Here is a 22,933-nt window from a genome sequence, read left to right as displayed (position 1 = left end):
TATTTTAATTCGATAAGCACAGGATAAGCATGCTCGATCCCAATCTGCTGCGTAATGAGCCAGACGCAGTCGCTGAAAAACTGGCACGCCGGGGCTTTAAGCTGGATGTAGATAAGCTGCGCGCTCTTGAAGAGCGTCGTAAAGTTCTGCAGGTACAAACTGAAAATCTGCAGGCAGAGCGTAACTCTCGATCGAAATCCATCGGCCAGGCGAAAGCGCGCGGGGAAGATATTGAGCCATTACGCCTGGAAGTGAACAAGCTGGGTGAAGAACTGGATCAGGCGAAAGCTGAGCTGGACGTTCTTCAGGCCGAGATTCGTGATATTGCCCTGGCTATCCCGAATATTCCTGACGACAGCGTGCCTGTTGGCAAAGATGAAAACGACAACGTTGAAGTGAAACGCTGGGGCACGCCTCGTGAGTTTGACTTCGAGGTGCGCGATCACGTGACGCTGGGCGAAATGCACGCGGGCCTGGATTTTGCGGCAGCGGTTAAGCTGACCGGTTCTCGTTTCGTGGTGATGAAAGGCCAGATTGCCCATCTGCACCGTGCGCTGGCGCAGTTCATGCTGGATCTGCACACCGAGCAGCATGGCTACAGCGAAACCTACGTGCCGTATCTGGTCAACCACGATACGCTGTACGGTACGGGCCAGCTGCCGAAGTTTGCCGGCGATCTGTTCCATACCCGTCCGCTGGACGAGGAAGCCGACAGCAGCAACTACGCGCTGATCCCAACCGCGGAAGTGCCGCTGACTAACCTCGTGCGTGATGAGATCATCGACGAAGACGATCTGCCGATCAAACTGACGGCGCACTCTCCGTGCTTCCGTTCTGAAGCCGGTTCTTACGGTCGCGACACGCGTGGTCTGATCCGTATGCACCAGTTCGACAAGGTTGAGATGGTGCAGATCGTCCGTCCTGAAGAGTCCATGGACGCGCTGGAAGAGATGACCGGCCACGCCGAAAAAGTGCTGGAGCTGCTGGGTCTGCCGTACCGTCGTATGGCGCTGTGCACCGGTGATATGGGCTTTGGTGCCTGCAAAACCTTCGATCTGGAAGTGTGGGTGCCCGCGCAGAACACCTACCGTGAAATCTCCTCCTGCTCTAACGTCTGGGATTTCCAGGCGCGCCGCATGCAGGCACGCTGCCGCAGCAAATCTGACAAGAAAACCCGTCTGGTGCATACCCTGAACGGTTCTGGTCTGGCTGTGGGCCGTACCCTGGTTGCCGTGCTGGAAAACTACCAGCAGGCAGACGGTCGTATCGAGATCCCTGAAGTGCTGCGTCCATACATGAAAGGCCAGCATTACATCGGCTAATATTTGCCTTAAAACAAAAAAGCGCCTCAGGGCGCTTTTTTTATGCCTTTGATTTGATACGACGCAATAATCCCTCCCTCTAAAGTAGTAATACTCCTCCGAATGAAAGTCAGCATAAAACGCTAATAACGAAAAAATTCGTTATATATAAAACTACATAGCGGTTTGCGCCGCCTCTCTTTTCTTTGTGAGCAACCAAAGTGAGTCTCTATGAAAATCAACGCGCCTGAAGCGTTAATGGCTGCCGAGGTCACTCGCCGTGGGTTGATGAAAACCACGGCAATTGGCGGCCTGGCTGTAGCCAGCAGCGCCTTCACGCTCCCTTTTACACGGCTGGCTTCGGCTGCGGATGCGTTATCCCCGGCTACAGCACCGGAAAAAGTGGTGTGGAGTGCCTGTACCGTAAACTGCGGTAGCCGTTGTCCGCTGCGCATGCATGTGGTGGACGGTGAAATTAAATATGTCGAAACCGACAATACCGGAGACGATAACTACGAAGGGTTACATCAGGTCCGTGCCTGCCTGCGTGGTCGCTCCATGCGTCGTCGTGTCTATAATCCGGACCGCCTGAAATACCCGATGAAGCGCGTCGGTAAGCGTGGGGAAGGGAAATTCGAGCGGATTAGCTGGGACGAAGCCTACGATATCATCGCCACCAACATGCAGCGTTTGATTAAAGAGTACGGTAACGAATCTATCTACCTGAACTACGGTACCGGGACGCTTGGCGGCACGCTGACCCGCTCCTGGCCACCGGGAAAAACGCTGGTGGCGCGCCTGATGAACTGCTGCGGTGGTTATCTCAATCACTATGGCGACTACTCCTCTGCGCAGATCGCGGCAGGACTGAACTACACCTACGGCGGCTGGGCTGACGGCAACAGCCCGTCCGATATCGAAAACAGTAAGCTGGTCGTGCTGTTCGGTAACAACCCGGGTGAAACCCGCATGAGCGGTGGCGGAGTAACCTACTACCTCGAACAGGCTCGCGCTAAATCCAATGCCCGCATGACCATCATCGATCCGCGCTATACCGACACCGGTGCCGGACGTGAAGACGAGTGGATCCCCATCCGTCCGGGAACCGATGCGGCGCTGGTCTCAGCGCTCGCGTGGGTGATGATCACCGAAAACCTTGTTGATCAGTCTTTCCTGGATAAATACTGCGTCGGCTATGACGAGAAAACCCTGCCCGCCAGCGCACCGGCAAACGGTCACTACAAGGCGTATATTCTCGGACAGGGCAGCGACGGCGTGGCGAAAACGCCGGAGTGGGCCTCCACCATCACCGGCATCCCGGCAGAGCGTATCGTTCAACTGGCGCGTGAGATTGGCTCAGCCAAACCGGCCTATATCAGCCAGGGCTGGGGTCCGCAGCGTCATGCGAACGGCGAAATCGCGACCCGTGCCATCTCCATGCTCTCCATTCTGACCGGCAACGTCGGCATTCACGGCGGTAACACCGGCGCGCGTGAAGGCTCATATGAAGTGCCGTTTGAACGTATGCCGACGCTGGATAACCCGGTTCAGACCAGCATCTCCATGTTTATGTGGACCGATGCGATTGAACGCGGCCCGGAAATGACCGCTCTGCGCGACGGCGTGCGCGGCAAGGACAAGCTGGACGTGCCGATCAAGATGATCTGGAACTATGCCGGTAACTGTCTCATCAACCAGCACTCCGAAATCAACCGCACCCATGAAATCCTGCAGGACGACAAGAAGTGCGAGATGATTGTGGTGATCGACTGCCACATGACCTCCTCGGCAAAATATGCCGATATCCTGCTGCCGGACTGCACCGCCTCTGAGCAGATGGATTTCGCGCTGGACGCCTCCTGCGGCAACATGTCCTACGTGATCTTTACCGACCAGGCGATTAAACCGCGCTTTGAGTGCAAAACCATTTATGAGATGACCTCTGAGCTGGCGAAACGTCTTGGCGTTGAGCAGCAGTTTACCGAGGGACGTACTCAGGAAGGGTGGATGCGCCATCTGCATGAACTCTCCCGCAAGGCGATCCCGGACCTCCCTGACTTCGATACCTTCCGCAAGCAGGGGATGTACAAACAGCGCGATCCGGAAGGGCACCACGTGGCGTACAAAGCGTTCCGTGAAGATCCGCAGGCGAACCCGCTGACCACGCCGTCGGGCAAAATCGAAATTTACTCCGAAGAGCTGGCAAAAATCGCGTCGACATGGGAGCTGCCGGAAGGGGACATCATCGATCCGTTGCCGATCTACACGCCGGGCTTTGAAAACTATAACGATCCGCTGACGGCGAAATTCCCGCTGCAGCTGACCGGCTTCCACTATAAAGCGCGTGTTCACTCTACCTACGGTAACGTCGACGTGCTGAAGGCCGCCTGCCGCCAGGAGATGTGGATTAACCCGATGGACGCGAAAGCGCGCGGCATCAGCAATGGCGATCGCGTGCGTATCTTCAACGGTCGCGGCGAGGTGCATATTGAAGCCAAAGTCACCCCACGCATGATGCCCGGCGTGGTGGCGTTAGGGGAAGGGGCCTGGTACAGCCCGGATGCCAACCGCATTGACCAGGCGGGCAGTATTAACGTGCTGACCACGCAGCGTCCGTCGCCGCTGGCGAAGGGCAATCCATCCCACACAAACCTTGTCCAGGTTGAAAAGGTTTAAGGAGTAACCGATGACAACTCAGTATGGATTTTTTATTGATTCCAGCCGTTGTACCGGGTGCAAAACCTGCGAGCTGGCCTGTAAAGATTACAAAGACCTGACGCCGGACGTGAGCTTCCGTCGCATCTACGAATACGCCGGGGGCGACTGGCAGGAAGATAACGGCGTCTGGCATCAGAACGTATTTGCGTATTACCTGTCGATTGCCTGTAACCACTGTGAAGATCCTGCCTGCACGAAGGTTTGTCCGAGCGGAGCGATGCACAAGCGCGAAGATGGTTTTGTGGTGGTGGATGAAGATGTCTGCATAGGCTGTCGCTACTGCCATATGGCCTGTCCGTATGGCGCGCCACAGTATAACGCTGCCAAGGGCCATATGACCAAATGCGATGGTTGCCACACCCGCGTAGCGGATGGCAAAAAGCCGATTTGCGTCGAGTCCTGTCCGCTGCGCGCGCTGGACTTCGGCCCGATTGAAGAGCTGCGTCAAAAACACGGTCAGCTCGCCGCCGTGGCACCGCTGCCGTCTGCGCACTTCACGAAGCCGAGTATTGTGATTAAACCTAACGCCAACAGCCGTCCTACAGGTGACACCACCGGCTACCTGGCAAACCCGAAGGAGGTGTGAGATGGGAAGTGGATGGCATGAATGGCCGCTGATGATCTTCACGGTCTTTGGTCAGTGCGTGGCGGGCGGCTTCATTGTGCTCGCGCTGGCGTTGTTGAAAGGTCAGCTCAATGCTGAACAGCAGCAGCGTTTAGTGTTGAGCATGTTTGGCCTGTGGGTGCTGATGGGGATTGGCTTTATCGCCTCAACGCTGCACCTGGGCTCGCCGATGCGCGCGTTTAACTCTCTGAATCGCGTGGGGGCCTCATCCCTCAGTAACGAGATTGCCAGCGGGGCGATTTTCTTCGCCGTCGGTGGGCTGGGCTGGCTGCTGGCCGCTTTGAAGAAATTGCCAGCGGGTCTGCGCAGCCTGTGGCTGATCGTGACCATGGTACTGGGCGTGGTGTTCGTGTGGATGATGGTGCGTGTCTATAACACCATTGATACCGTCCCCACCTGGTACAGCGTCTGGACGCCAATGAGCTTCTTCCTGACGATGTTTATCGGCGGGCCGCTTCTGGGCTACCTGCTGCTGCGCGTGGCGGGTGTAGACGGGTGGGCTATGCGTTTGCTGCCCGCTGTTTCGCTGCTGGCGCTGGTGGTGAGTGCGATGGTCGCCCTGATGCAGGGTGCCGAACTGGCAACCATTCACAGCTCTATCCAGCAGGCCTCTGCCCTGGTGCCGGACTACGGTGCGCTGATGGCCTGGCGTATCGTTCTGCTGGTCGCGGCGTTGGTATTCTGGATTGCTCCTCAGCTGAAAGGCTATCAGCCTGCGCTGCCGCTGTTGTCACTGGCTTTTGTGCTGGTACTGGCGGGTGAACTGATTGGTCGCGGCGTGTTCTACGGGTTGCATATGACCGTTGGTATGGCTGTCGCCAGTTAACGTTGCATTTGGTTATATCAAGCCGGGCCTGAGTGCCCGGCTTTTTCTTTTTTTCGATCATGAAATTTTTCGACTGTCGTTTTGTTTTAATTTTGCCCATTAATAAATGAAAACAGAGACATAATTAATATCTATAGCAGGCGTGGCATTAGCAGGATAAGTTTTTTAAATCGACAGGGAACATATTGTGCGAGGCGGCTAAATCAGTGGATTGACTTTGTTTTTGCCAGTGGCATGATGCGCACGAAATCTGAACTTCCTCACGGCTTTTTAATCCATGACCACCTATACCCGGCCAGTGCTGCTGTTGCTCTGTGGCCTGCTTCTGTTGACCCTGGCGATCGCAGTGTTAAATACGCTCGTCCCGCTGTGGCTCGCCCATGAAAACTTACCGACCTGGCAGGTGGGTATGGTCAGCTCATCCTTTTTTACCGGGAACCTGCTGGGTACGCTGGTGACCGGGAGCCTGATCAAGCGCTTTGGCTTTAACCGTAGCTATTATCTGGCTTCGCTGATTTTCGCTGCCGGGTGTGCGGGGTTGGGCCTGATGGTCGGCTTCTGGAGCTGGATGGCATGGCGCTTTATCGCCGGTGTCGGCTGCGCGATGATTTGGGTGGTCGTTGAAAGTGCGCTGATGTGCAGCGGCACCTCCCGCAACCGCGGACGCCTGCTGGCTGCCTACATGATGGTTTACTATGTCGGCACCGTGCTGGGACAACTGATGGTGAGCAAGCTGCCAACCGACCTGATGAGCGTTCTGCCGTGGGTGACCGGTATGGTGCTGGCCGCGATCCTGCCGCTGCTCTTTACGCGCATTGTGAACCAGAACAGTGAACACCAGGAAGCAACCCACGTCTGGCCAATGCTGCGGCTGCGTCAGGCGCGTCTTGGCGTTAACGGCTGCATTATCTCGGGGATTGTCCTGGGCTCGCTCTATGGCCTGATGCCGCTCTATCTGAACCATCAGGGCGTTAGCGACTCCGGAATTGGCTTCTGGATGGCGGTGATGGTGAGTGCGGGTATTGTGGGGCAGTGGCCAATTGGCCGTCTGGCTGATCGCTTTGGTCGTCTGCTGGTGCTGCGCGTTCAGGTCTTCGTTGTTATCATGGGATGCCTCGCCATGCTCAGCAATGCCGCGATGGCACCCGCGCTGTTTATTCTTGGAGCGGCAGGTTTCACGCTTTATCCGGTCGCGATGGCGTGGGCCTGTGAGAAAGTTGAGCATCACCAGCTCGTGGCAATGAACCAGGCGCTTTTACTGAGCTATACCATCGGCAGCTTATTAGGGCCGACGTTTACCGCGATGCTGATGCAAAATTATTCCGACAATTTACTGTTTATCATGATCGCCAGCGTGTCGTTTATTTATCTGTTAATGCTGCTGCGTAAAGCGGGCGAACATCCAACGCCGGTGGCACATGCCTGATGAATTAAAAGCCTGTCGATGACAGGCTTTTTTGTCCCCATCACAACTCAGAGTTTTACTTATTGTTTGTTTATTGCGCCGGGCGATAATTCAGGTGAGTCCTACCACAATAAGGCAGCAATCATGTCTATACGTCGTTTTTCCACTACCGCACTTGCCGTAGTGTTGTCTTTAACGTTTGCAACGGCTCCGGTCATGGCTAATCCTGGCAACGGGAACGGCGGTGGTCACGGAAACGGTGGCGGACAAGGTAATGGCGGCAATCATGGTAACGGGAATTCTGGTAACGCCGGTAACCATGGTAATAAGCAAAATAGCGGACAGGATAACCCTGGAAAATCTGATAAGAACTTCAAAAACAGCAAAGATGTCGGTAATGACGTTGATGCTCGCGTGAGCTTCGATCATGCCCGCCATCTGGCCGTGAATTACGGCTTAACGGGCTATAAGTCTCTGCCCCCGGGGATCGCAAAAAATCTGGCGCGCGGTAAACCACTGCCTCCGGGTATTGCGAAGAAGGCCGTTCCGGCCTCAATGCTGGACCAACTTCCTGCCTATCCCGGCTATGAATGGCGCGTAGTGGGTGACGACCTGGTCTTAATTGCGCTGAGTACTGCGATTGTGACGTCCGTTATTAACGGCGTCTTTAAATAGAATAAAAAAGGCCCGGTTCTCGCCGGGCCTTTTCTTTAATACATCACTTTGTGACCGTACTGTTCAAGTATACCTTTGACGCGTTCCATCGTCTCTTTTTTCGGCGGCTTCACGCCATCAAGCTTGTACTCTTCACCCATGGCCACCCATTTATGTTTACCCAGCTCGTGATAGGGCAGAAGCTCGATTTTCTCGACGTTGCCCATGTCGCGGGTGAATTCCCCCAGGCGGTGCGCGGAGTCGTCGTCATCTGACCAGCCTGGTACCACCACGTAGCGGATCCAGGTTTTGATGCCTTTATCGGCAATGTATTTGGCAAACTCCAGCGTGCGGTGGTTGGAGACGCCCACCAGATTCTGGTGGATCTCATCGTTCATCTGTTTGAGATCGAGCATCACCAGATCGGTCACCTCGAGCAGTTCATCAATCACCGGATCGTAGCGACGTACAAAGCCGTTGGTGTCCAGGCAGGTATGAATGCCTTCTTTGTGGCAGGCGCGGAACCAGTCGCGGACAAATTCAGCCTGAAGAATGGCTTCACCGCCGGATGCGGTCACACCGCCACCGGAGGCGTTCATAAAGTGGCGATAGGTCACCACCTCTTTCATCAGATCGTCGACAGTGACTTCTTTACCGCCGTGCGTATCCCAGGTGTCGCGGTTATGGCAGTAAAGGCAGCGCATCAGGCAGCCCTGGAAAAAGGTGATAAAGCGGATACCCGGGCCATCGACGGTGCCACAGGATTCAAAGGAGTGAATACGACCAATAGTTGACATTGCGGTGATATCTCCATCATCGGCCCGTCCGGGGCCTGTGTATGCACAGCTCAAAGCCGGCTGTGTTAAGTCTGTTTTGGCTGTTATCCATTCAGTATAGATAGCGGACAAAAGAGACTGAGGTGGAGAGGGTGCTAAAAAGGCCCCACTGACGTGGAGCCTTTATTGTACGCTTGTTAACGCGCGATTTCAGTCAATTCCACTTACATGGACTGAGTGAAAGTACGGGTGATAACGTCCTGCTGCTGTTCTTTAGTCAGGGAGTTAAAACGTACTGCGTAGCCAGATACGCGGATGGTCAGCTGAGGATATTTCTCAGGATGTTCCATCGCGTCGAGCAGCATTTCACGGTTCATGACGTTCACGTTCAGGTGCTGACCACCTTCGATGGACGCTTCGTGGTGGAAGTAACCATCCATCAGACCCGCGAGGTTAGTTTTACGCACTTCGTCGTCTTTACCCAGCGCGTTTGGCACGATAGAGAAGGTGTAAGAAATACCATCTTTCGCGTAAGCAAACGGCAGTTTAGCAACGGAAGTCAGAGAGGCAACCGCACCTTTCTGGTCACGACCGTGCATTGGGTTGGCACCTGGGCCGAATGGCGCGCCAGCACGACGACCGTCTGGGGTGTTACCGGTTTTCTTACCATACACAACGTTAGAGGTGATGGTCAGAACAGACTGAGTCGGGATAGCGTTACGGTAGGTAGTCAGTTTCTGAATTTTCTTCATGAAACGTTCTACCAGGTCAACCGCCATGTCATCAACGCGAGCATCGTTGTTACCAAACTGCGGATATTCGCCTTCGATTTCGAAGTCGATAGCCAGACCGTCTTCGTCACGAATTGGTTTAACTTTCGCATATTTGATTGCAGACAGGGAGTCAGCAGCAACGGACAGACCTGCAATACCACACGCCATGGTGCGGATAACGTCACGGTCGTGCAGCGCCATCAGAGAAGCTTCGTAGCTGTACTTGTCGTGCATGTAGTGGATAACGTTCAGCGCAGTGACGTACTGTTTCGCCAGCCAGTCCATGAAGTGATCCATGCGCTCCATGACTTCGTCATAGTTCAGCACATCGCCTTTGATCGGCTCAGACTTAGGACCAACCTGCATTTTCAGTTTTTCATCAACGCCGCCGTTGATTGCGTACAGCATGGTTTTCGCCAGGTTTGCACGCGCACCGAAGAACTGCATTTGCTTACCAACAACCATTGGGCTTACGCAGCAAGCGATAGCGTAATCGTCGTTGTTGAAGTCCGGACGCATCAGGTCATCGTTCTCGTACTGCAGAGAAGAGGTGTCGATGGACACTTTAGCGGCGAATTTCTTGAAGTTCAGAGGCAGTTTTTCAGACCACAGAACGGTGATGTTCGGCTCCGGAGAAGGACCCATGGTGTACAGGGTGTTCAGGAAGCGGAAGCTGTTTTTGGTCACCAGAGTACGGCCGTCAACGCCCATACCGCCGATGGATTCAGTTGCCCAGATTGGGTCACCGGAGAACAGCTCATCGTATTCAGGCGTACGCAGGAAGCGAACCATACGCAGTTTCATGACCAGGTGGTCAATCATTTCCTGAGCGTCTTGCTCGGTGATTTTGCCTGCTTTCAGGTCACGTTCGATGTAAGCATCCAGGAAGGTGGATACGCGACCAAAGGACATCGCTGCACCGTTCTGAGACTTAACTGCGGCCAGGTAGCCGAAATAGGTCCACTGGATAGCTTCCTGAGCGTTGGTAGCCGGACCAGAGATATCGCAGCCGTATTTAGCCGCCATCTCTTTGATCTGACCCAGCGCGCGGTGCTGTTCAGCGATCTCTTCACGCAGACGGATAGTCGCTTCCAGGTTTACGCCGTTTTCCAGATCGGACTGCAGGGAAACAAACTGCGCGTACTTGTCTTTCATCAGGAAGTCGATACCGTACAGCGCAACGCGACGGTAGTCACCGATGATACGACCACGGCCATACGCATCTGGCAGACCAGTCAGAACGCCAGATTTACGGCAGTTCAGAATGTCTTTGGTGTAAACATCGAATACGCCCTGGTTGTGGGTTTTGCGGTATTCGGTGAAGATTTTTTTCAGCATTGGGTCCAGCTCGCGGTTATACGCTTTGCAGGAACCTTCAACCATTTTAATACCACCGAACGGGATGATTGCGCGTTTCAGTGGTGCTTCAGTCTGCAGACCAACGATTTTCTCAAGGGCTTTGTTGATATAGCCAGCGTCGTGAGAAGTGATGGTGGAAGCAACGGAGGTGTCAAAATCAACTGGCGCGTGAGTGCGGTTTTCCAGTTTAACGCCTTCCATTACGCTGTCCCACAGCTTGGTGGTCGCGTCAGTTGCGCCAGCCAGGAAGGATTCGTCACCTTCATACGGGGTATAGTTTTTCTGAATGAAGTCACGTACGTTTACTTCATTCTGCCAGTCACCTTTCGCAAAACCTTCCCAGGCTGTGGCTAACTTTTCATTAAGCTCGGACATGTAACACCTACCTTCTTAAGTGGATTTTTTATTTACTGCCTGAGAAAACCATCAATGATGATCGTCGCCACGCAGGTAAATGACCCAGTATGTCAACCCAACTAACAGACCCCCACCGATAATGTTCCCGATAGTGACAGGGATCAGGTTATCAGTAATGAAATTCATAATAGTCAGGTGAGAGAAACTTTCCGGGGATGAACCAACTGCGGTCCAGAACTCCGGGCTCGCAAAGTCGCGGATAACAATGCCCATTGGGATCATGAACATATTCGCGATACTGTGCTCAAAGCCGCTGGCAACAAACATCGCAACCGGCAGAACCATAATTAAGGCTTTGTCCATCAGGCTACGACCCGAGTAGCTCATCCATACAGCCAGGCAGACCATCAGGTTAGCGAGGATGCCGAGAGCAACGGCTTCGATAAATGTGTGGTGCATTTTGTGGTCGGCGGTTTGCAGGACGTTAAGGCCCCAGCCACCGTTGGCGGTCATGTACTCGCCAGAAAGCCACATCAACAAAACAAAGAGCAGACAGCCAACCAGGTTACCCACGTAAACATTAAGCCAGTTACGTGCCAGCTGACCCCAGGTAATTCTTCCGCTGGCCTTTGCTACGACAATCAGCACCGTTGAGGTGAAAAGGTCGGCGCCGCAAATGACGCAGAGAATCAGACCCAGTGAGAAACAAATGCCGCCAATCAGTTTGGCCATGCCGAAAGGCATTCCGGCAGTACCGGTGGTGGCGGTGATGTAGAAGACGAAAGCGATAGAGATGAACACACCAGCCGTGATCGCCAGATAGAACGTCTTCATCGGGTGTTTCGTTGCTTTATAGACACCTGCTTCTTCGGCAACTTTGGCCATCGCAGCAGGGAGTAAAAGATCAAAAGGGTTGTCAGCTTTCACACTAACTCTCTCTTTATTAAGTCGGCGACGAGATACTAACAAAGCATTATAGAAGAGAAATTGATATAGATCATATCTCGCCTGGCTTATAGGTCCGCAGTGTGTATGGATTTACAGCAAATGCGGAGTAAGTATTTGATTATCCGTATAAAAATAAATTTTAAAAGTTATGAAAAGAGTTGAATTTTTTCGTTCAGCCACCTCTTTATCAGTTAATTAATATGGAGTATTAACCATAAAAAGTAACAGTAAAGCCCAGATCAATATTATTATATTTACCCGTGTTTAACTTTATTATTACAATCAACAATCATTGCCGAAGAAAATAAAAAACGGGGCAATGAAATTGCCCCGTAATATAGCCCAGACGATTGAATACGCCTACTGCTGGTAATGTTATGTGCGCTTATTTTGACCAGTAAGCGGCTTTTGCTTTCTGCAGCTTTTCGTAGGCCTTCAGCAGTGACTGATGCGCCGGGAAGGCTTTCAGATCGCTATCAACAGCCTGCAGGCCATAGAACGGCGCTTCGCCGCTCAGGGCCGCGCTGGCTGCTTCAACGGCCTCAGCCCCGTACATACGCACGAAAGCATTCAGGTATTGCAGCGGTTCGCGATCCTCTTCCTGTGCAAGCAGCAGCAGGGTTTGCAGGCAACGGTAATAGTTGGTGCGCTCGGCAGAGAAGACCGACTGGTTGAACTCCATGGTCCACTCGGTCCAGGCCAGGGCCTGATCCAGATCGCCACCCGCCAGAGCCAGCATTGCTTTCAGTTCACCAATACGCAGGGTATACCAGCCGTTATCTTTACCGGTCGCCAGACCCAGGAGTTCGCGTACGCGGGTGAAGTCATCGTGGCCTTCTTCGTCCAGTTGGGCGATCAGGTTCAGGTAATCTTCTTTCTCCCATTCACTGCCCGGCAGAGCCAGCAGCGTTTCGCGCAGATGGGCGCCCATGCTGTTGTTCGCCAGCCACAGGTCTTCAGCGGGGTAGATGTCAGACATGCCAGGCACGATGATGCGGCACGCGTAAACGCCCAGGTGCTCGTAATCGGCAATGTACACTTCCTGGTCTTCCGCGTTGAAGATCGCCATCAGCGTGGCGAACTCTTCTTCCGTGGTTCCGGCGAAGCTCCAGTCCACGAACGGATAGTCCGCGTCCTGCTTGAACATATCCCAGGAAATTAAGCCGCTGGAATCGATGAAGTGGGTTTCGAGGTTGGTATGCTCGGCCACTTCTTCATCGTCAAACGTTGGCGGCGTAAACACGTCGAGATCTTTCAGGCTACGGCCCTGCAGCAGCTCGGTGACGGTACGCTCCAGCGCCACGCCGAAGTCCGGGTGCGCGCCGAAGGAGGCGAAGCAGGTACCGTTAGTCGGGTTAAACAGCACGACGCAGATCACCGGATACTTGCCGCCCAGCGAGCCGTCATACGCGAAGATAGGGAAACCTTCTGCTTCCAGTTTGGCGATGGATTCCACCACGCCCGGGTAGCGCGCCAGCACGTCTGCCGGAATTTCAGGCAGGCTGATGGATTCGGCAATAATGCGGTTTTTGATGTGACGCTCGAAGACTTCAGACAGACCCTGCACGCGCGCTTCATTGCGGGTGTTACCGGCGGACATGCCGTTAGACACATACAGGTTGCCGACGATGTTCATCGGGATATAGACGGTCTGCTCGTCAGACTGACGGGTAAAGGGCAGGGCGCAAATACCGCGATCGTCGTTTCCGGACTGCAGATCGATCAGCATGCTGGCGGTCAGTTCGTTTTCCGGATCGTAGAAAGCGCGCAGACGCGCGTCGAGAATACCTTCCGGCAGTTCGTCGTCTTCCGTCAGTGGGAACCATTTTTCGTTCGGATAGTGAACGAACGGGCCGTTGGCGATGGTTTCGCCCAGCCAGAAGTCAGCGAAGAAATAGTTGGTGGACAGACGCTCAAAATACTCACCCAGCGCGGAGGCCAGTGCCGCTTTTTTCGTCGCGCCTTTACCGTTGGTAAAGCACAGGGCACAGTCTTTATCGCGAATATGTACGGACCAGACATGAGGCACCGGATTGAGCCAGGAGGCTTCTTCGATGTTAAAACCCAGATCGGTCAGTTTCTGCTGGAAGCGAGCGATGGAATCTTCCAGTGCGGCGTCTTTGCCGGGGATAAACGTTTGAGTCATGGCGTTCACTTTTATCGTACGTAAAGCGCGCAATGATACGGGTTTTGCGTGACGGGTGCTATCTTCGGCGAAAATAAATGCCTGAGCTATGCTTACACTCAGTAACCTACTGTTAAGGCATAGAAAAATGAAAGCATTCGATCTCCAGCGGATGGCGTTTGATAAAGTCCCTCCGGAGTTTTTAGGCGAAGTCGCGCTTCGCAGCTTGTATACCTTCGTCCTCGTCTTCCTGTTTCTCAAAATTACGGGCCGCCGTGGCGTACGGCAGATGTCGCTCTTTGAAGTGTTGATTATCCTGACGCTGGGTTCCGCGGCGGGAGACGTCGCCTTTTATGATGATGTGCCGATGGTGCCGGTCTTCATCGTTTTTGTCTCCCTGGCGCTGCTTTACCGGCTTGTCATGTGGCTGATGTCGAAAAGTGAAAAGCTGGAAGATCTGCTTGAAGGGAAGCCGGTCGTTATCGTCGAGGACGGTCAGCTGGCCTGGGAAAATGTGCAAAGCGCCAATATGACCGAGTTTGAGTTCTTTATGGAGCTACGCCTGAACAGCGTGGAACAGCTCGGGCAGGTGCGTCTGGCGATCATGGAGACCAACGGGCAGATCAGCGTCTATTACTATTCTGACGATGAGGTGAGGCCGGGACTGTGCATCCTGCCGGATATGCTGATCGAGCGATTCAGAACCGTACCTGAGTCAGGCGAGTATGCCTGCGTGAGATGTAGCCATGTCGTCGCGATGCAGCCGGGGGATCGTCAATTATGCCCCCGCTGTGCAAATCCGGAATGGACGAAGGTTAGCCGGGCTAAACGCATCACCTGACAGCCATTTTGTCGGTTTTGTCCTGGCGAGGCGGCAGATTGTTTTGTGTGACGTGGGGCACATTTCACGGGTCATAAGTTTTAGACATTGCGGCGCGTGTCACTGAATGATAAAACCGATATCCACAGTTATAACTTATGGCTTTTAGCGTGGTGAGGGGAAATGGCTCAAGTCTTTAATTTCAGTTCAGGTCCGGCAATGTTACCGGCAGACGTGCTTAAACAGGCTCAACAGGAACTTTGTGACTGGAACGGTCTGGGAACGTCGGTGATGGAAATCAGCCACCGGGGTAAAGAGTTTATTCAGGTGGCGGAAGAGGCAGAAAAGGATTTTCGCGATCTGCTGAATATTCCCTCGAACTACAAAGTATTGTTCTGTCACGGCGGCGGGCGCGGCCAGTTTGCGGGCGTACCGCTGAACATCCTGGGCGATAAAACGACGGCAGACTACGTTGACGCAGGCTACTGGGCGGCCAGTGCTGTGAAAGAAGCGCACAAATACTGCACGCCGAATGTGATCGACGCCAAAGTGACCGTTGATGGCCTGCGCGCCGTGAAGCCAATGCGCGAGTGGCAGCTTTCTGATAACGCCGCGTATCTGCACTACTGCCCGAACGAAACCATTGACGGCATTGCCATCGACGAGACGCCAAACTTCGGCAGCGATGTCGTGGTTGCCGCTGACTTCTCCTCCACCATTCTGTCTGCGCCAATTGACGTCAGCCGTTATGGCGTGATCTACGCGGGCGCACAGAAAAATATCGGCCCTGCAGGCCTGACGATTGTTATCGTGCGTGAAGATCTGCTGGGTAAAGCGCATACATCCTGCCCGTCGATTCTTGATTACACCGTGCTGAACGACAACGATTCGATGTTCAACACCCCACCGACGTTTGCCTGGTACCTCTCCGGCCTGGTCTTCAAATGGCTGAAGCAAAACGGCGGCGTGGCGCAGATGGACAAAGTGAATCAGCAGAAAGCTGAACTGCTGTATGGCGTGATCGACAAGAGCAATTTCTACCGCAACGATGTGGCGAAAGCTAACCGTTCCCGCATGAACGTGCCGTTCCAGCTGGCGGACAGCAGCCTGGATAAAGTGTTCCTGGAAGAGTCCTTCGCGGCAGGCCTGCACGCGCTCAAAGGTCACCGTGTCGTGGGCGGCATGCGTGCTTCCATCTATAACGCGATGCCGCTGGAAGGCGTTAAAGCGCTGACCGATTTCATGATCGACTTCGAACGTCGCCACGGTTAATTGCGCTGTTTTCACCCCCGTAGCCCTGCTGCGGGGTTTTTATTATGTTGAGTTGAGAGTTAAGTTTTCATGGAATCCCTAACGTTACAACCTATCGCGCGGGTAGATGGCACCATTAATCTGCCTGGTTCAAAAAGTGTCTCGAACCGCGCTCTGCTGCTGGCAGCACTGGCAAACGGCACCACCGTCCTTACAAACCTGCTGGACAGCGATGACGTGCGCCATATGCTCAATGCGCTGAAAGCGTTGGGCGTTCATTACACTCTCTCCGACGATCGCACCCGCTGCGAAGTGACCGGCAACGGCGGCGCGCTGCAGACGGGTGAAGAGCTTGAGCTGTTTCTGGGCAACGCGGGTACCGCGATGCGTCCGCTGGCGGCGGCCCTGTGTCTTGGGCGCAACAACATTGTGCTGACCGGTGAGCCTCGCATGAAAGAGCGTCCGATCGGTCATCTGGTGGATGCCCTGCGTCAGGGCGGCGCGCAGATTGAGTATCTGGAGCAGGAAAATTATCCGCCACTGCGTCTGCGCGGGGGCTTTACCGGCGGTCACGTCGAAGTTGACGGCAGCGTTTCCAGCCAGTTCCTGACCGCGCTGCTGATGACCGCGCCGCTGGCACCGCAGGATACGGTAATTACGATTAAAGGCGAGCTGGTCTCCAAACCGTATATCGATATCACGCTGCACCTGATGAAAACCTTCGGCGTCGAGGTGGAAAACCAGTCTTATCAGCGCTTTGTGGTGCGTGGGGCGCAGCAGTACCAGTCGCCGGGCAGCTATCTGGTTGAAGGCGACGCCTCGTCGGCTTCTTACTTCCTGGCGGCGGGCGCGATCAAAGGCGGTACCGTGAAGGTGACCGGTATTTGCCGCAACAGCGTGCAGGGCGATATCCGTTTTGCGGACGTGCTGGAGAAAATGGGCGCGGTTGTGACCTGGGGTGATGATTTCATCTCCTGTACCCGCGGCGAGCTGAAGGCCATCGACATGGACATGAACCATATTCCGGATGCAGCGATGACCATTGCCACGGCGGCGCTGTTCGCAAAAGGCACCACCACGCTGCGTAATATCTACAACTGGCGCGTAAAAGAAACCGACCGACTGTTCGCGATGGCGACTGAACTGCGTAAGGTCGGCGCTGAGGTGGAAGAGGGCGAAGACTACATTCGCGTCACGCCTCCTGCAAAACTGCAGGTTGCCGAGATCGGAACCTACAACGATCACCGTATGGCGATGTGCTTCTCGCTGGTGGCGTTGTCAGACACGCCTGTCACCATTCTTGATCCAAAATGTACGGCGAAAACGTTCCCGGACTACTTCGAACAGCTGGCACGCATTAGCACGCTGGCCTGATAACGCCTGCCGCATCACCCGATGCGGCATTTCCTTACGCTTCCTGACGAACACTTCCGTTCATTTCTTCTACACTCTGCTTCAATCAATCCGTAATTTGCACGCAAAGGTAACAGTTGCGCACGTTGACGCGTATAATGCGCGGCGTTCATGTTAACGGTATGCCTTATTTAAGGAGAAAAAGATGACGGCAATTGCCCCGGTAATCACCATTGATGGGCCGAGTGGCGCAGGGAAAGGGACTCTGTGCAAAGCGATGGCGGAAGCGTTGCAATGGCATCTTTTAGATTCGGGAGCAATCTATCGCGTGCTGGCTCTGGCTGCGCTGCATCACCACGTGGATGTCGCGTCTGAAGAAGCGCTGGTTCCGCTGGCTGCGCATCTGGATGTGCGCTTCGTGTCGACCGATGGCAACCTTGAAGTCATCCTTGAAGGGGAAGACGTGAGCGGGGAAATTCGTACTCAGGAAGTGGCGAATGCGGCCTCTCAGGTCGCGGCCTTCCCGCGCGTTCGCGAGGCGCTGTTGCGTCGTCAGCGCGCGTTTCGTGAAGCCCCGGGTTTGATCGCGGACGGACGCGATATGGGAACCGTGGTATTCCCTGATGCACCTGTGAAAATTTTCCTTGACGCCTCTTCAGAAGAACGTGCTCAACGCCGCATGCTTCAGTTGCAGGAAAAGGGGTTTAGTGTTAACTTTGATCGCCTTTTATCCGAGATAAAAGAGCGCGATGACCGCGATCGTAACCGCGCCGTCGCCCCACTTGTTCCAGCAGAAGATGCATTAGTTCTGGATTCAACCAGTTTAACTATTGAGCAAGTGATTGAAAAAGCGCTACAATATGCGCGCCAAAAACTGGCACTCGCGTAATCGCGACCGATTTAGCAGTACCCCCGCTGCAAGGGATTGACGGCGGGTATGTGAAACAACCCCATCCGGCACGGAGCCAGGTGGACGTTAATATTAACCTGAAGATTAAACATGACTGAATCTTTTGCTCAACTGTTTGAAGAATCCTTAAAAGAAATCGAAACCCGCCCGGGTTCCATCGTTCGCGGTGTTGTTGTTGCTATCGACAAAGACGTAGTACTGGTTGACGCCGGTCTGAAATCTGAGTCTGCCATTCCGGCAGAGCAGTTCAAAAACGCCCAGGGCGAGCTGGAAATCCAGGTTGGCGACGAAGTTGACGTTGCTCTGGACGCAGTAGAAGACGGCTTCGGTGAAACCCTGCTTTCTCGTGAGAAAGCGAAACGTCACGAAGCATGGATCACGCTGGAAAAAGCTTACGAAGAAGCTGAAACTGTGGTCGGTGTTATCAACGGCAAAGTTAAAGGTGGCTTCACTGTTGAGCTGAATGGTATTCGTGCGTTCCTGCCAGGTTCTCTGGTAGACGTTCGTCCAGTTCGTGACACTCTGCACCTGGAAGGCAAAGAGCTTGAGTTCAAAGTAATCAAGCTGGACCAGAAGCGTAACAACGTTGTTGTTTCCCGTCGTGCCGTTATCGAATCCGAAAACAGCGCAGAACGCGATCAGCTGCTGGAAAACCTGCAGGAAGGCATGGAAGTCAAAGGTATCGTTAAGAACCTCACTGACTACGGCGCATTCGTTGACCTGGGCGGCGTTGATGGCCTGCTGCACATCACCGACATGGCGTGGAAACGCGTTAAGCACCCAAGCGAAATCGTGAACGTGGGCGACGAAATCACTGTTAAAGTGCTGAAGTTCGACCGCGAGCGTACTCGTGTATCCCTCGGCCTGAAACAGCTGGGCGAAGATCCATGGGTAGCTATCGCTAAGCGTTACCCAGAAGGTACTAAACTGACTGGTCGCGTAACCAACCTGACTGACTACGGCTGCTTCGTTGAAATCGAAGAAGGCGTTGAAGGTCTGGTGCACGTTTCCGAAATGGACTGGACCAACAAAAACATCCACCCATCCAAAGTTGTTAACGTTGGTGATGTAGTGGAAGTGATGGTTCTGGATATCGACGAAGAACGTCGTCGTATCTCCCTGGGCCTGAAGCAGTGCAAAAACAACCCATGGCAGCAGTTCGCGGAAACCCACAACAAGGGTGACCGTGTTGAAGGTAAAATCAAGTCTATCACTGACTTCGGTATCTTCATCGGCCTGGACGGCGGCATCGATGGCCTGGTTCACCTGTCTGACATCTCCTGGAACGTTGCAGGCGAAGAAGCAGTTCGTGAATACAAAAAAGGCGACGAAATCGCTGCAGTTGTTCTGCAGGTTGACGCAGAGCGTGAGCGTATCTCCCTGGGCGTTAAACAGCTCGCAGAAGATCCGTTCAACAACTGGGTTGCACTGAACAAGAAAGGCGCAATCGTAAACGGTAAAGTGACTGCAGTTGACGCTAAAGGCGCAACCGTAGAACTGGCTGACGGCGTTGAAGGTTACCTGCGCGCTTCTGAAGCTTCCCGTGACCGCGTTGAAGATGCCACTCTGGTTCTGAACGTAGGCGACGACGTTGAAGCTAAGTTCACCGGTGTTGACCGTAAGAACCGTGCAATCAGCCTGTCTGTTCGTGCTAAAGACGAAGCTGATGAGAAAGATGCAATCGCAACTGTTAACAAACAGGAAGATGCAAACTTCTCTAACAACGCAATGGCTGAAGCTTTCAAAGCAGCTAAAGGCGAGTAATATCAGGTTCTCAGCATCATGTGCGCTGTAATGCATTTACAGCGTGAAGGATGAGGAGCAAACTTGACAGATTACAGGATTCGTCCTGTAATCAATAACAAAGGGCGGCTACGGCCGCCCTTGTTTAATAAGCTGTTCAGCTAATTGGTTTGAAAGGAACCGGAGGAATCATGACCAAGTCAGAATTGATTGAAAGACTTGCCAGTCAGCAACCGCATATCCCTGCCAAAGCAGTGGAAGATGCCGTAAAAGAGATGCTGGAGCATATGGCCTCCACTCTTGCCCAGGGCGAGCGCATTGAAATCCGCGGTTTCGGTAGTTTTTCTCTGCACTATCGTGCTCCACGTACCGGGCGTAACCCGAAAACTGGCGATAAAGTCGAGCTGGAAGGTAAGTACGTTCCACACTTTAAGCCGGGTAAAGAACTGCGCGATCGCGCCAATATTTACGGCAACTGAGTTTAGCCAGCCGGTTAAACTGGGTTCGAAAGAAAGCACCTGCGGGTGCTTTTTTTGTACCCGTCGCTTTCTTTCTGAAGGTGCCCCGCATTTTCCGTTTCGTTTTCTGCAACCCGTAAAATACCTTGCTGCGCTTGCTGTAAATCGCATCCTTCACACCTGACGACCCGCTCACCCTGCTTGCATACTGCCACCCTGAAACAGGGAGGTAGCAATGGGAATTCCCGCGCTTAGTGTCTGCGCCATGCTGGCGACAGTTCCGTTACTCTGGTTACCTGAATTGCCGTCACCTTACGCCGTGTGGCTCATGGTGGCTGGCGGGATAGTGCTTGCTGCATGGCAAAACCGTCGAATGAAGTATGCTGGTATCACGCTGTTATTTTGTGCGTGGGGCATTCTTGCCGCGCAAGAGAGCGTCTGGCCGATGCAGCATTTAACAACGGGGGCCGTGCAGGCTGAGGTAGAGCTCACCGCGACCGACGGCGCCACTTTGCATCAGGGAAACATTCGCAGCGTCGAAGGGAAGCGCTGGTGGGCCACCACCGGCGTAACGCTGTATGGCAATTATCTGCCGCAGAAAGCCTGTGCCGGTCAGCGCTGGACCATGACGCTCAGGCTCAGGCCTGCACACGGCGAACTGAACGACGGCGGTTATGATGCTCAGCGCAGCGCTTTTGCCCGACATCAAACTCTGAGCGGGCGCTTCACCCGTGCGGAGCTCGTCGACGGGCGCTGCAGCCTGCGAGCGCAATATCTGATGTCGCTGCAAAACCGACTTTCTGCTTATCCATGGGGATCGGTTATCCTGGGCCTTGGGATGGGGGAACGCCTGGATGTACCGCGGGAAATAAAAGATCTGATGCGGGAAACCGGCACGCTACATTTGATGGCGATTTCGGGTCTGCATATCGCGCTGGCAGCCTCTCTCGTCTGGTTACTTGCACGTGGACTCCAGTTTTTATTACCCAGCCATCGGGTCCGCTGGCAAATGCCTCTCCTTGCCGGGTTAATCTTTGCTGCTTTCTACGCCTGGCTTACCGGCCTGCAACCGCCTGCGCTGAGGACGGTCATCGCACTTGCTGTGCTTGCCATGTTGCGGATCGCTGGCCGTCAATGGTCTCCCTGGCAGATATGGAGCTGCTGTATCGCGGCGATACTGATTAACGATCCCCTGGCCGTACTTTCGCAGAGTCTGGCTCTGTCAGCCTTTGCCGTCGCCGCGCTGATTTTCTGGTTTCAGTGGCTGCCGCTTCCCGACTGGCAGCGGACAAGACGTATACGGCCGCTAGCGAACCTGATTTATCTGCAGGTCGGCATGTTGCTGCTGCTCATGCCGTTACAGGTTCTGATTTTCCATGGCTTCAGCTTCTCCTCCCTGGTCGCGAATCTCTTTGCCGTGCCCCTGGTCACGTTTGTCTCTGTCCCGCTGATCCTGCTCGGTATGTTGCTCCATCTGCTACCGCTGGCAGCGGTTGAAAGTGCCATCTGGTTTGCTGCCGATAAGTCGCTTGCGGGACTCTTCTGGCTACTGATGCGCCTGCCTGATGGCTGGCAGAATGTCGATCAACGCTGGCAAACCCTGGCATTACTGCCGTGGTTGATCATCATTGCCTGGCGTTTTCGTGCCTGGAAAACCGTTCCTGCCGTTTGTCTTGCAGGCAGCGTCTTACTGACGTTTCCTCTCTGGCGAGCGGCAAAAAGCGAGAGCTGGACGCTGCATATGCTGGACGTGGGACAAGGGCTGGCCATGGTCATTGAAAGGCAGGGAAAAGCCATTCTTTATGATACCGGGCTCGCCTGGCCGGACGGAGACAGCGCGCAGCGGTTAATTATTCCCTGGCTTCGCTGGCATCACCTGCAGCCAGACGGGGTGATTCTCAGTCATGAACACCTCGACCATGCTGGAGGCCTCATTTCGTTGCAAAAAGCATGGCCGGATATATGGATAAGAAGCCCGTTGCGCAGGACCGGACACCGTCCCTGTTTTCGTGGGCAGAAATGGGAATGGCAGGGGTTAACCTTCACCGTCCACTGGCCCCCTGAAAATTACCCGGCCCAGGGGAATAACCGTTCCTGCGTGGTAAAGGTGGACGACGGGGAGCAAAGTGTTTTGTTAACAGGAGATATTGAAGCGCAAGCGGAACAGGCTATGCTTAGCCATTACTGGCGCTATATGACGTCCACGCTGATACAGGTGCCCCATCATGGCAGTAACACCTCGTCTTCACTGCCGCTGGTACAGCGGGTGGGAGGACAGATCGCCCTGGATTCCGCGGGCCGCTATAACGCATGGCATTTCCCGTCGCCAAAAGTTGTCCGACGCTATCGAAAAGAGGGGTATATCTGGCACGATACCCCTCACTCAGGACAAATATCGGTGACATTCTCGCAACATCACTGGCAAATCCGGCGCTTGCGAGAGCAAATTTTACCACGTTGGTATCATCAGTGGTTTGGCGCGCCCGTCGATAACGGGTAGAATATGCGGCTATTTCAACAATGCTGGTTTT

Annotated in this window: 17 protein-coding genes; 13 read left to right on the top strand and 4 right to left on the bottom strand. The window is 54.0% G+C overall.

Features of this window, described 5'->3' with window-relative positions:
• The first annotated feature begins 29 nt into the window (after positions 1 to 29).
• The 6 genes from serS to CWR52_RS04775 all read left to right on the top strand — a co-directional run bounded on the left by serS (position 30) and on the right by CWR52_RS04775 (position 7,550).
• Positions 30 to 1,322 carry a serine--tRNA ligase gene (gene serS, locus CWR52_RS04800; RefSeq protein ID WP_104948989.1) on the top strand — a complete coding sequence of 431 codons (1,293 nt, stop codon included), beginning with the start codon at positions 30 to 32 and terminating at the stop codon, positions 1,320 to 1,322.
• A 210-nt stretch (positions 1,323 to 1,532) separates the two neighbouring features.
• Complete coding sequence (dmsA, locus tag CWR52_RS04795; RefSeq protein ID WP_104948988.1) at positions 1,533 to 3,977, top strand: dimethylsulfoxide reductase subunit A; 2,445 nt, start codon at positions 1,533 to 1,535, stop codon at positions 3,975 to 3,977.
• Positions 3,978 to 3,987: 10 nt separating this feature from the next.
• Positions 3,988 to 4,605: a DMSO/selenate family reductase complex B subunit gene (locus CWR52_RS04790; protein ID WP_021240882.1), complete on the top strand. Its 618-nt coding sequence runs from the start codon at positions 3,988 to 3,990 to the stop codon at positions 4,603 to 4,605.
• Between the two features lies 1 nt (position 4,606).
• Positions 4,607 to 5,470, top strand: coding sequence for a dimethyl sulfoxide reductase anchor subunit family protein (locus CWR52_RS04785; RefSeq protein WP_104948987.1), 864 nt, complete (start codon positions 4,607 to 4,609; stop codon positions 5,468 to 5,470).
• A gap of 277 nt (positions 5,471 to 5,747) precedes the next feature.
• Complete coding sequence (locus tag CWR52_RS04780; protein ID WP_008499979.1) at positions 5,748 to 6,896, top strand: MFS transporter; 1,149 nt, start codon at positions 5,748 to 5,750, stop codon at positions 6,894 to 6,896.
• Positions 6,897 to 7,019: 123 nt separating this feature from the next.
• Positions 7,020 to 7,550 (top strand): anti-virulence regulator CigR family protein, encoded by a 531-nt coding sequence (locus CWR52_RS04775; protein ID WP_104948986.1) that lies wholly within the window; start codon positions 7,020 to 7,022, stop codon positions 7,548 to 7,550.
• A gap of 35 nt (positions 7,551 to 7,585) precedes the next feature.
• Here CWR52_RS04775 and pflA read toward each other — a convergent pair whose 3' ends face one another.
• The 4 genes from pflA to ycaO form a co-directional block, all read right to left on the bottom strand.
• The gene (gene pflA / locus CWR52_RS04770) at positions 7,586 to 8,326 is read right to left on the bottom strand and encodes a pyruvate formate lyase 1-activating protein (RefSeq protein ID WP_008499976.1); all 741 of its coding nucleotides are present in this window, start codon (positions 8,324 to 8,326) and stop codon (positions 7,586 to 7,588) included.
• 203 nt (positions 8,327 to 8,529) lie between these two features.
• The gene (pflB, locus tag CWR52_RS04765; RefSeq protein ID WP_014831282.1) at positions 8,530 to 10,812 is read right to left on the bottom strand and encodes a formate C-acetyltransferase; all 2,283 of its coding nucleotides are present in this window, start codon (positions 10,810 to 10,812) and stop codon (positions 8,530 to 8,532) included.
• 51 nt (positions 10,813 to 10,863) lie between these two features.
• Positions 10,864 to 11,721, bottom strand: a complete 858-nt coding sequence (focA, locus tag CWR52_RS04760; RefSeq protein ID WP_008499974.1) for a formate transporter FocA — start codon at positions 11,719 to 11,721, stop codon at positions 10,864 to 10,866.
• A gap of 406 nt (positions 11,722 to 12,127) precedes the next feature.
• Positions 12,128 to 13,888 carry a 30S ribosomal protein S12 methylthiotransferase accessory factor YcaO gene (gene ycaO, locus CWR52_RS04755; protein ID WP_045417297.1) on the bottom strand — a complete coding sequence of 587 codons (1,761 nt, stop codon included), beginning with the start codon at positions 13,886 to 13,888 and terminating at the stop codon, positions 12,128 to 12,130.
• A gap of 127 nt (positions 13,889 to 14,015) precedes the next feature.
• Between ycaO and CWR52_RS04750 the strand changes: the two genes are divergently transcribed.
• From CWR52_RS04750 to CWR52_RS04720, 7 genes are all read left to right on the top strand, one after another.
• Entirely contained in the window at positions 14,016 to 14,708 is a 693-nt protein-coding gene (locus CWR52_RS04750) for a DUF421 domain-containing protein (protein ID WP_045908389.1), read from the top strand.
• Between the two features lie 162 nt (positions 14,709 to 14,870).
• Entirely contained in the window at positions 14,871 to 15,959 is a 1,089-nt protein-coding gene (gene serC, locus CWR52_RS04745) for a 3-phosphoserine/phosphohydroxythreonine transaminase (protein WP_104948985.1), read from the top strand.
• A 69-nt stretch (positions 15,960 to 16,028) separates the two neighbouring features.
• On the top strand, positions 16,029 to 17,312 hold the full coding sequence (aroA, locus tag CWR52_RS04740) for a 3-phosphoshikimate 1-carboxyvinyltransferase (RefSeq protein ID WP_104948984.1): 1,284 nt from the start codon (positions 16,029 to 16,031) through the stop codon (positions 17,310 to 17,312).
• Positions 17,313 to 17,496: 184 nt separating this feature from the next.
• Positions 17,497 to 18,180 (top strand): (d)CMP kinase, encoded by a 684-nt coding sequence (gene cmk / locus CWR52_RS04735; protein ID WP_024907794.1) that lies wholly within the window; start codon positions 17,497 to 17,499, stop codon positions 18,178 to 18,180.
• A gap of 111 nt (positions 18,181 to 18,291) precedes the next feature.
• On the top strand, positions 18,292 to 19,965 hold the full coding sequence (gene rpsA / locus CWR52_RS04730) for a 30S ribosomal protein S1 (protein ID WP_008499966.1): 1,674 nt from the start codon (positions 18,292 to 18,294) through the stop codon (positions 19,963 to 19,965).
• A 170-nt stretch (positions 19,966 to 20,135) separates the two neighbouring features.
• Complete coding sequence (gene ihfB / locus CWR52_RS04725) at positions 20,136 to 20,423, top strand: integration host factor subunit beta (protein WP_008499965.1); 288 nt, start codon at positions 20,136 to 20,138, stop codon at positions 20,421 to 20,423.
• Positions 20,424 to 20,637: 214 nt separating this feature from the next.
• Positions 20,638 to 22,902, top strand: a complete 2,265-nt coding sequence (locus CWR52_RS04720) for a ComEC family protein (RefSeq protein ID WP_104948983.1) — start codon at positions 20,638 to 20,640, stop codon at positions 22,900 to 22,902.
• The last annotated feature ends 31 nt before the right edge of the window (positions 22,903 to 22,933 follow it).

Origin of the sequence: Enterobacter sp. SGAir0187 (assembly GCF_002952735.2) — a bacterium.
Taxonomy (GTDB): domain Bacteria; phylum Pseudomonadota; class Gammaproteobacteria; order Enterobacterales; family Enterobacteriaceae; genus Enterobacter; species Enterobacter quasiroggenkampii.
Note: the sequence above shows the minus strand (reverse complement) of the source record. Positions and strands in the feature narration are given on the sequence as shown.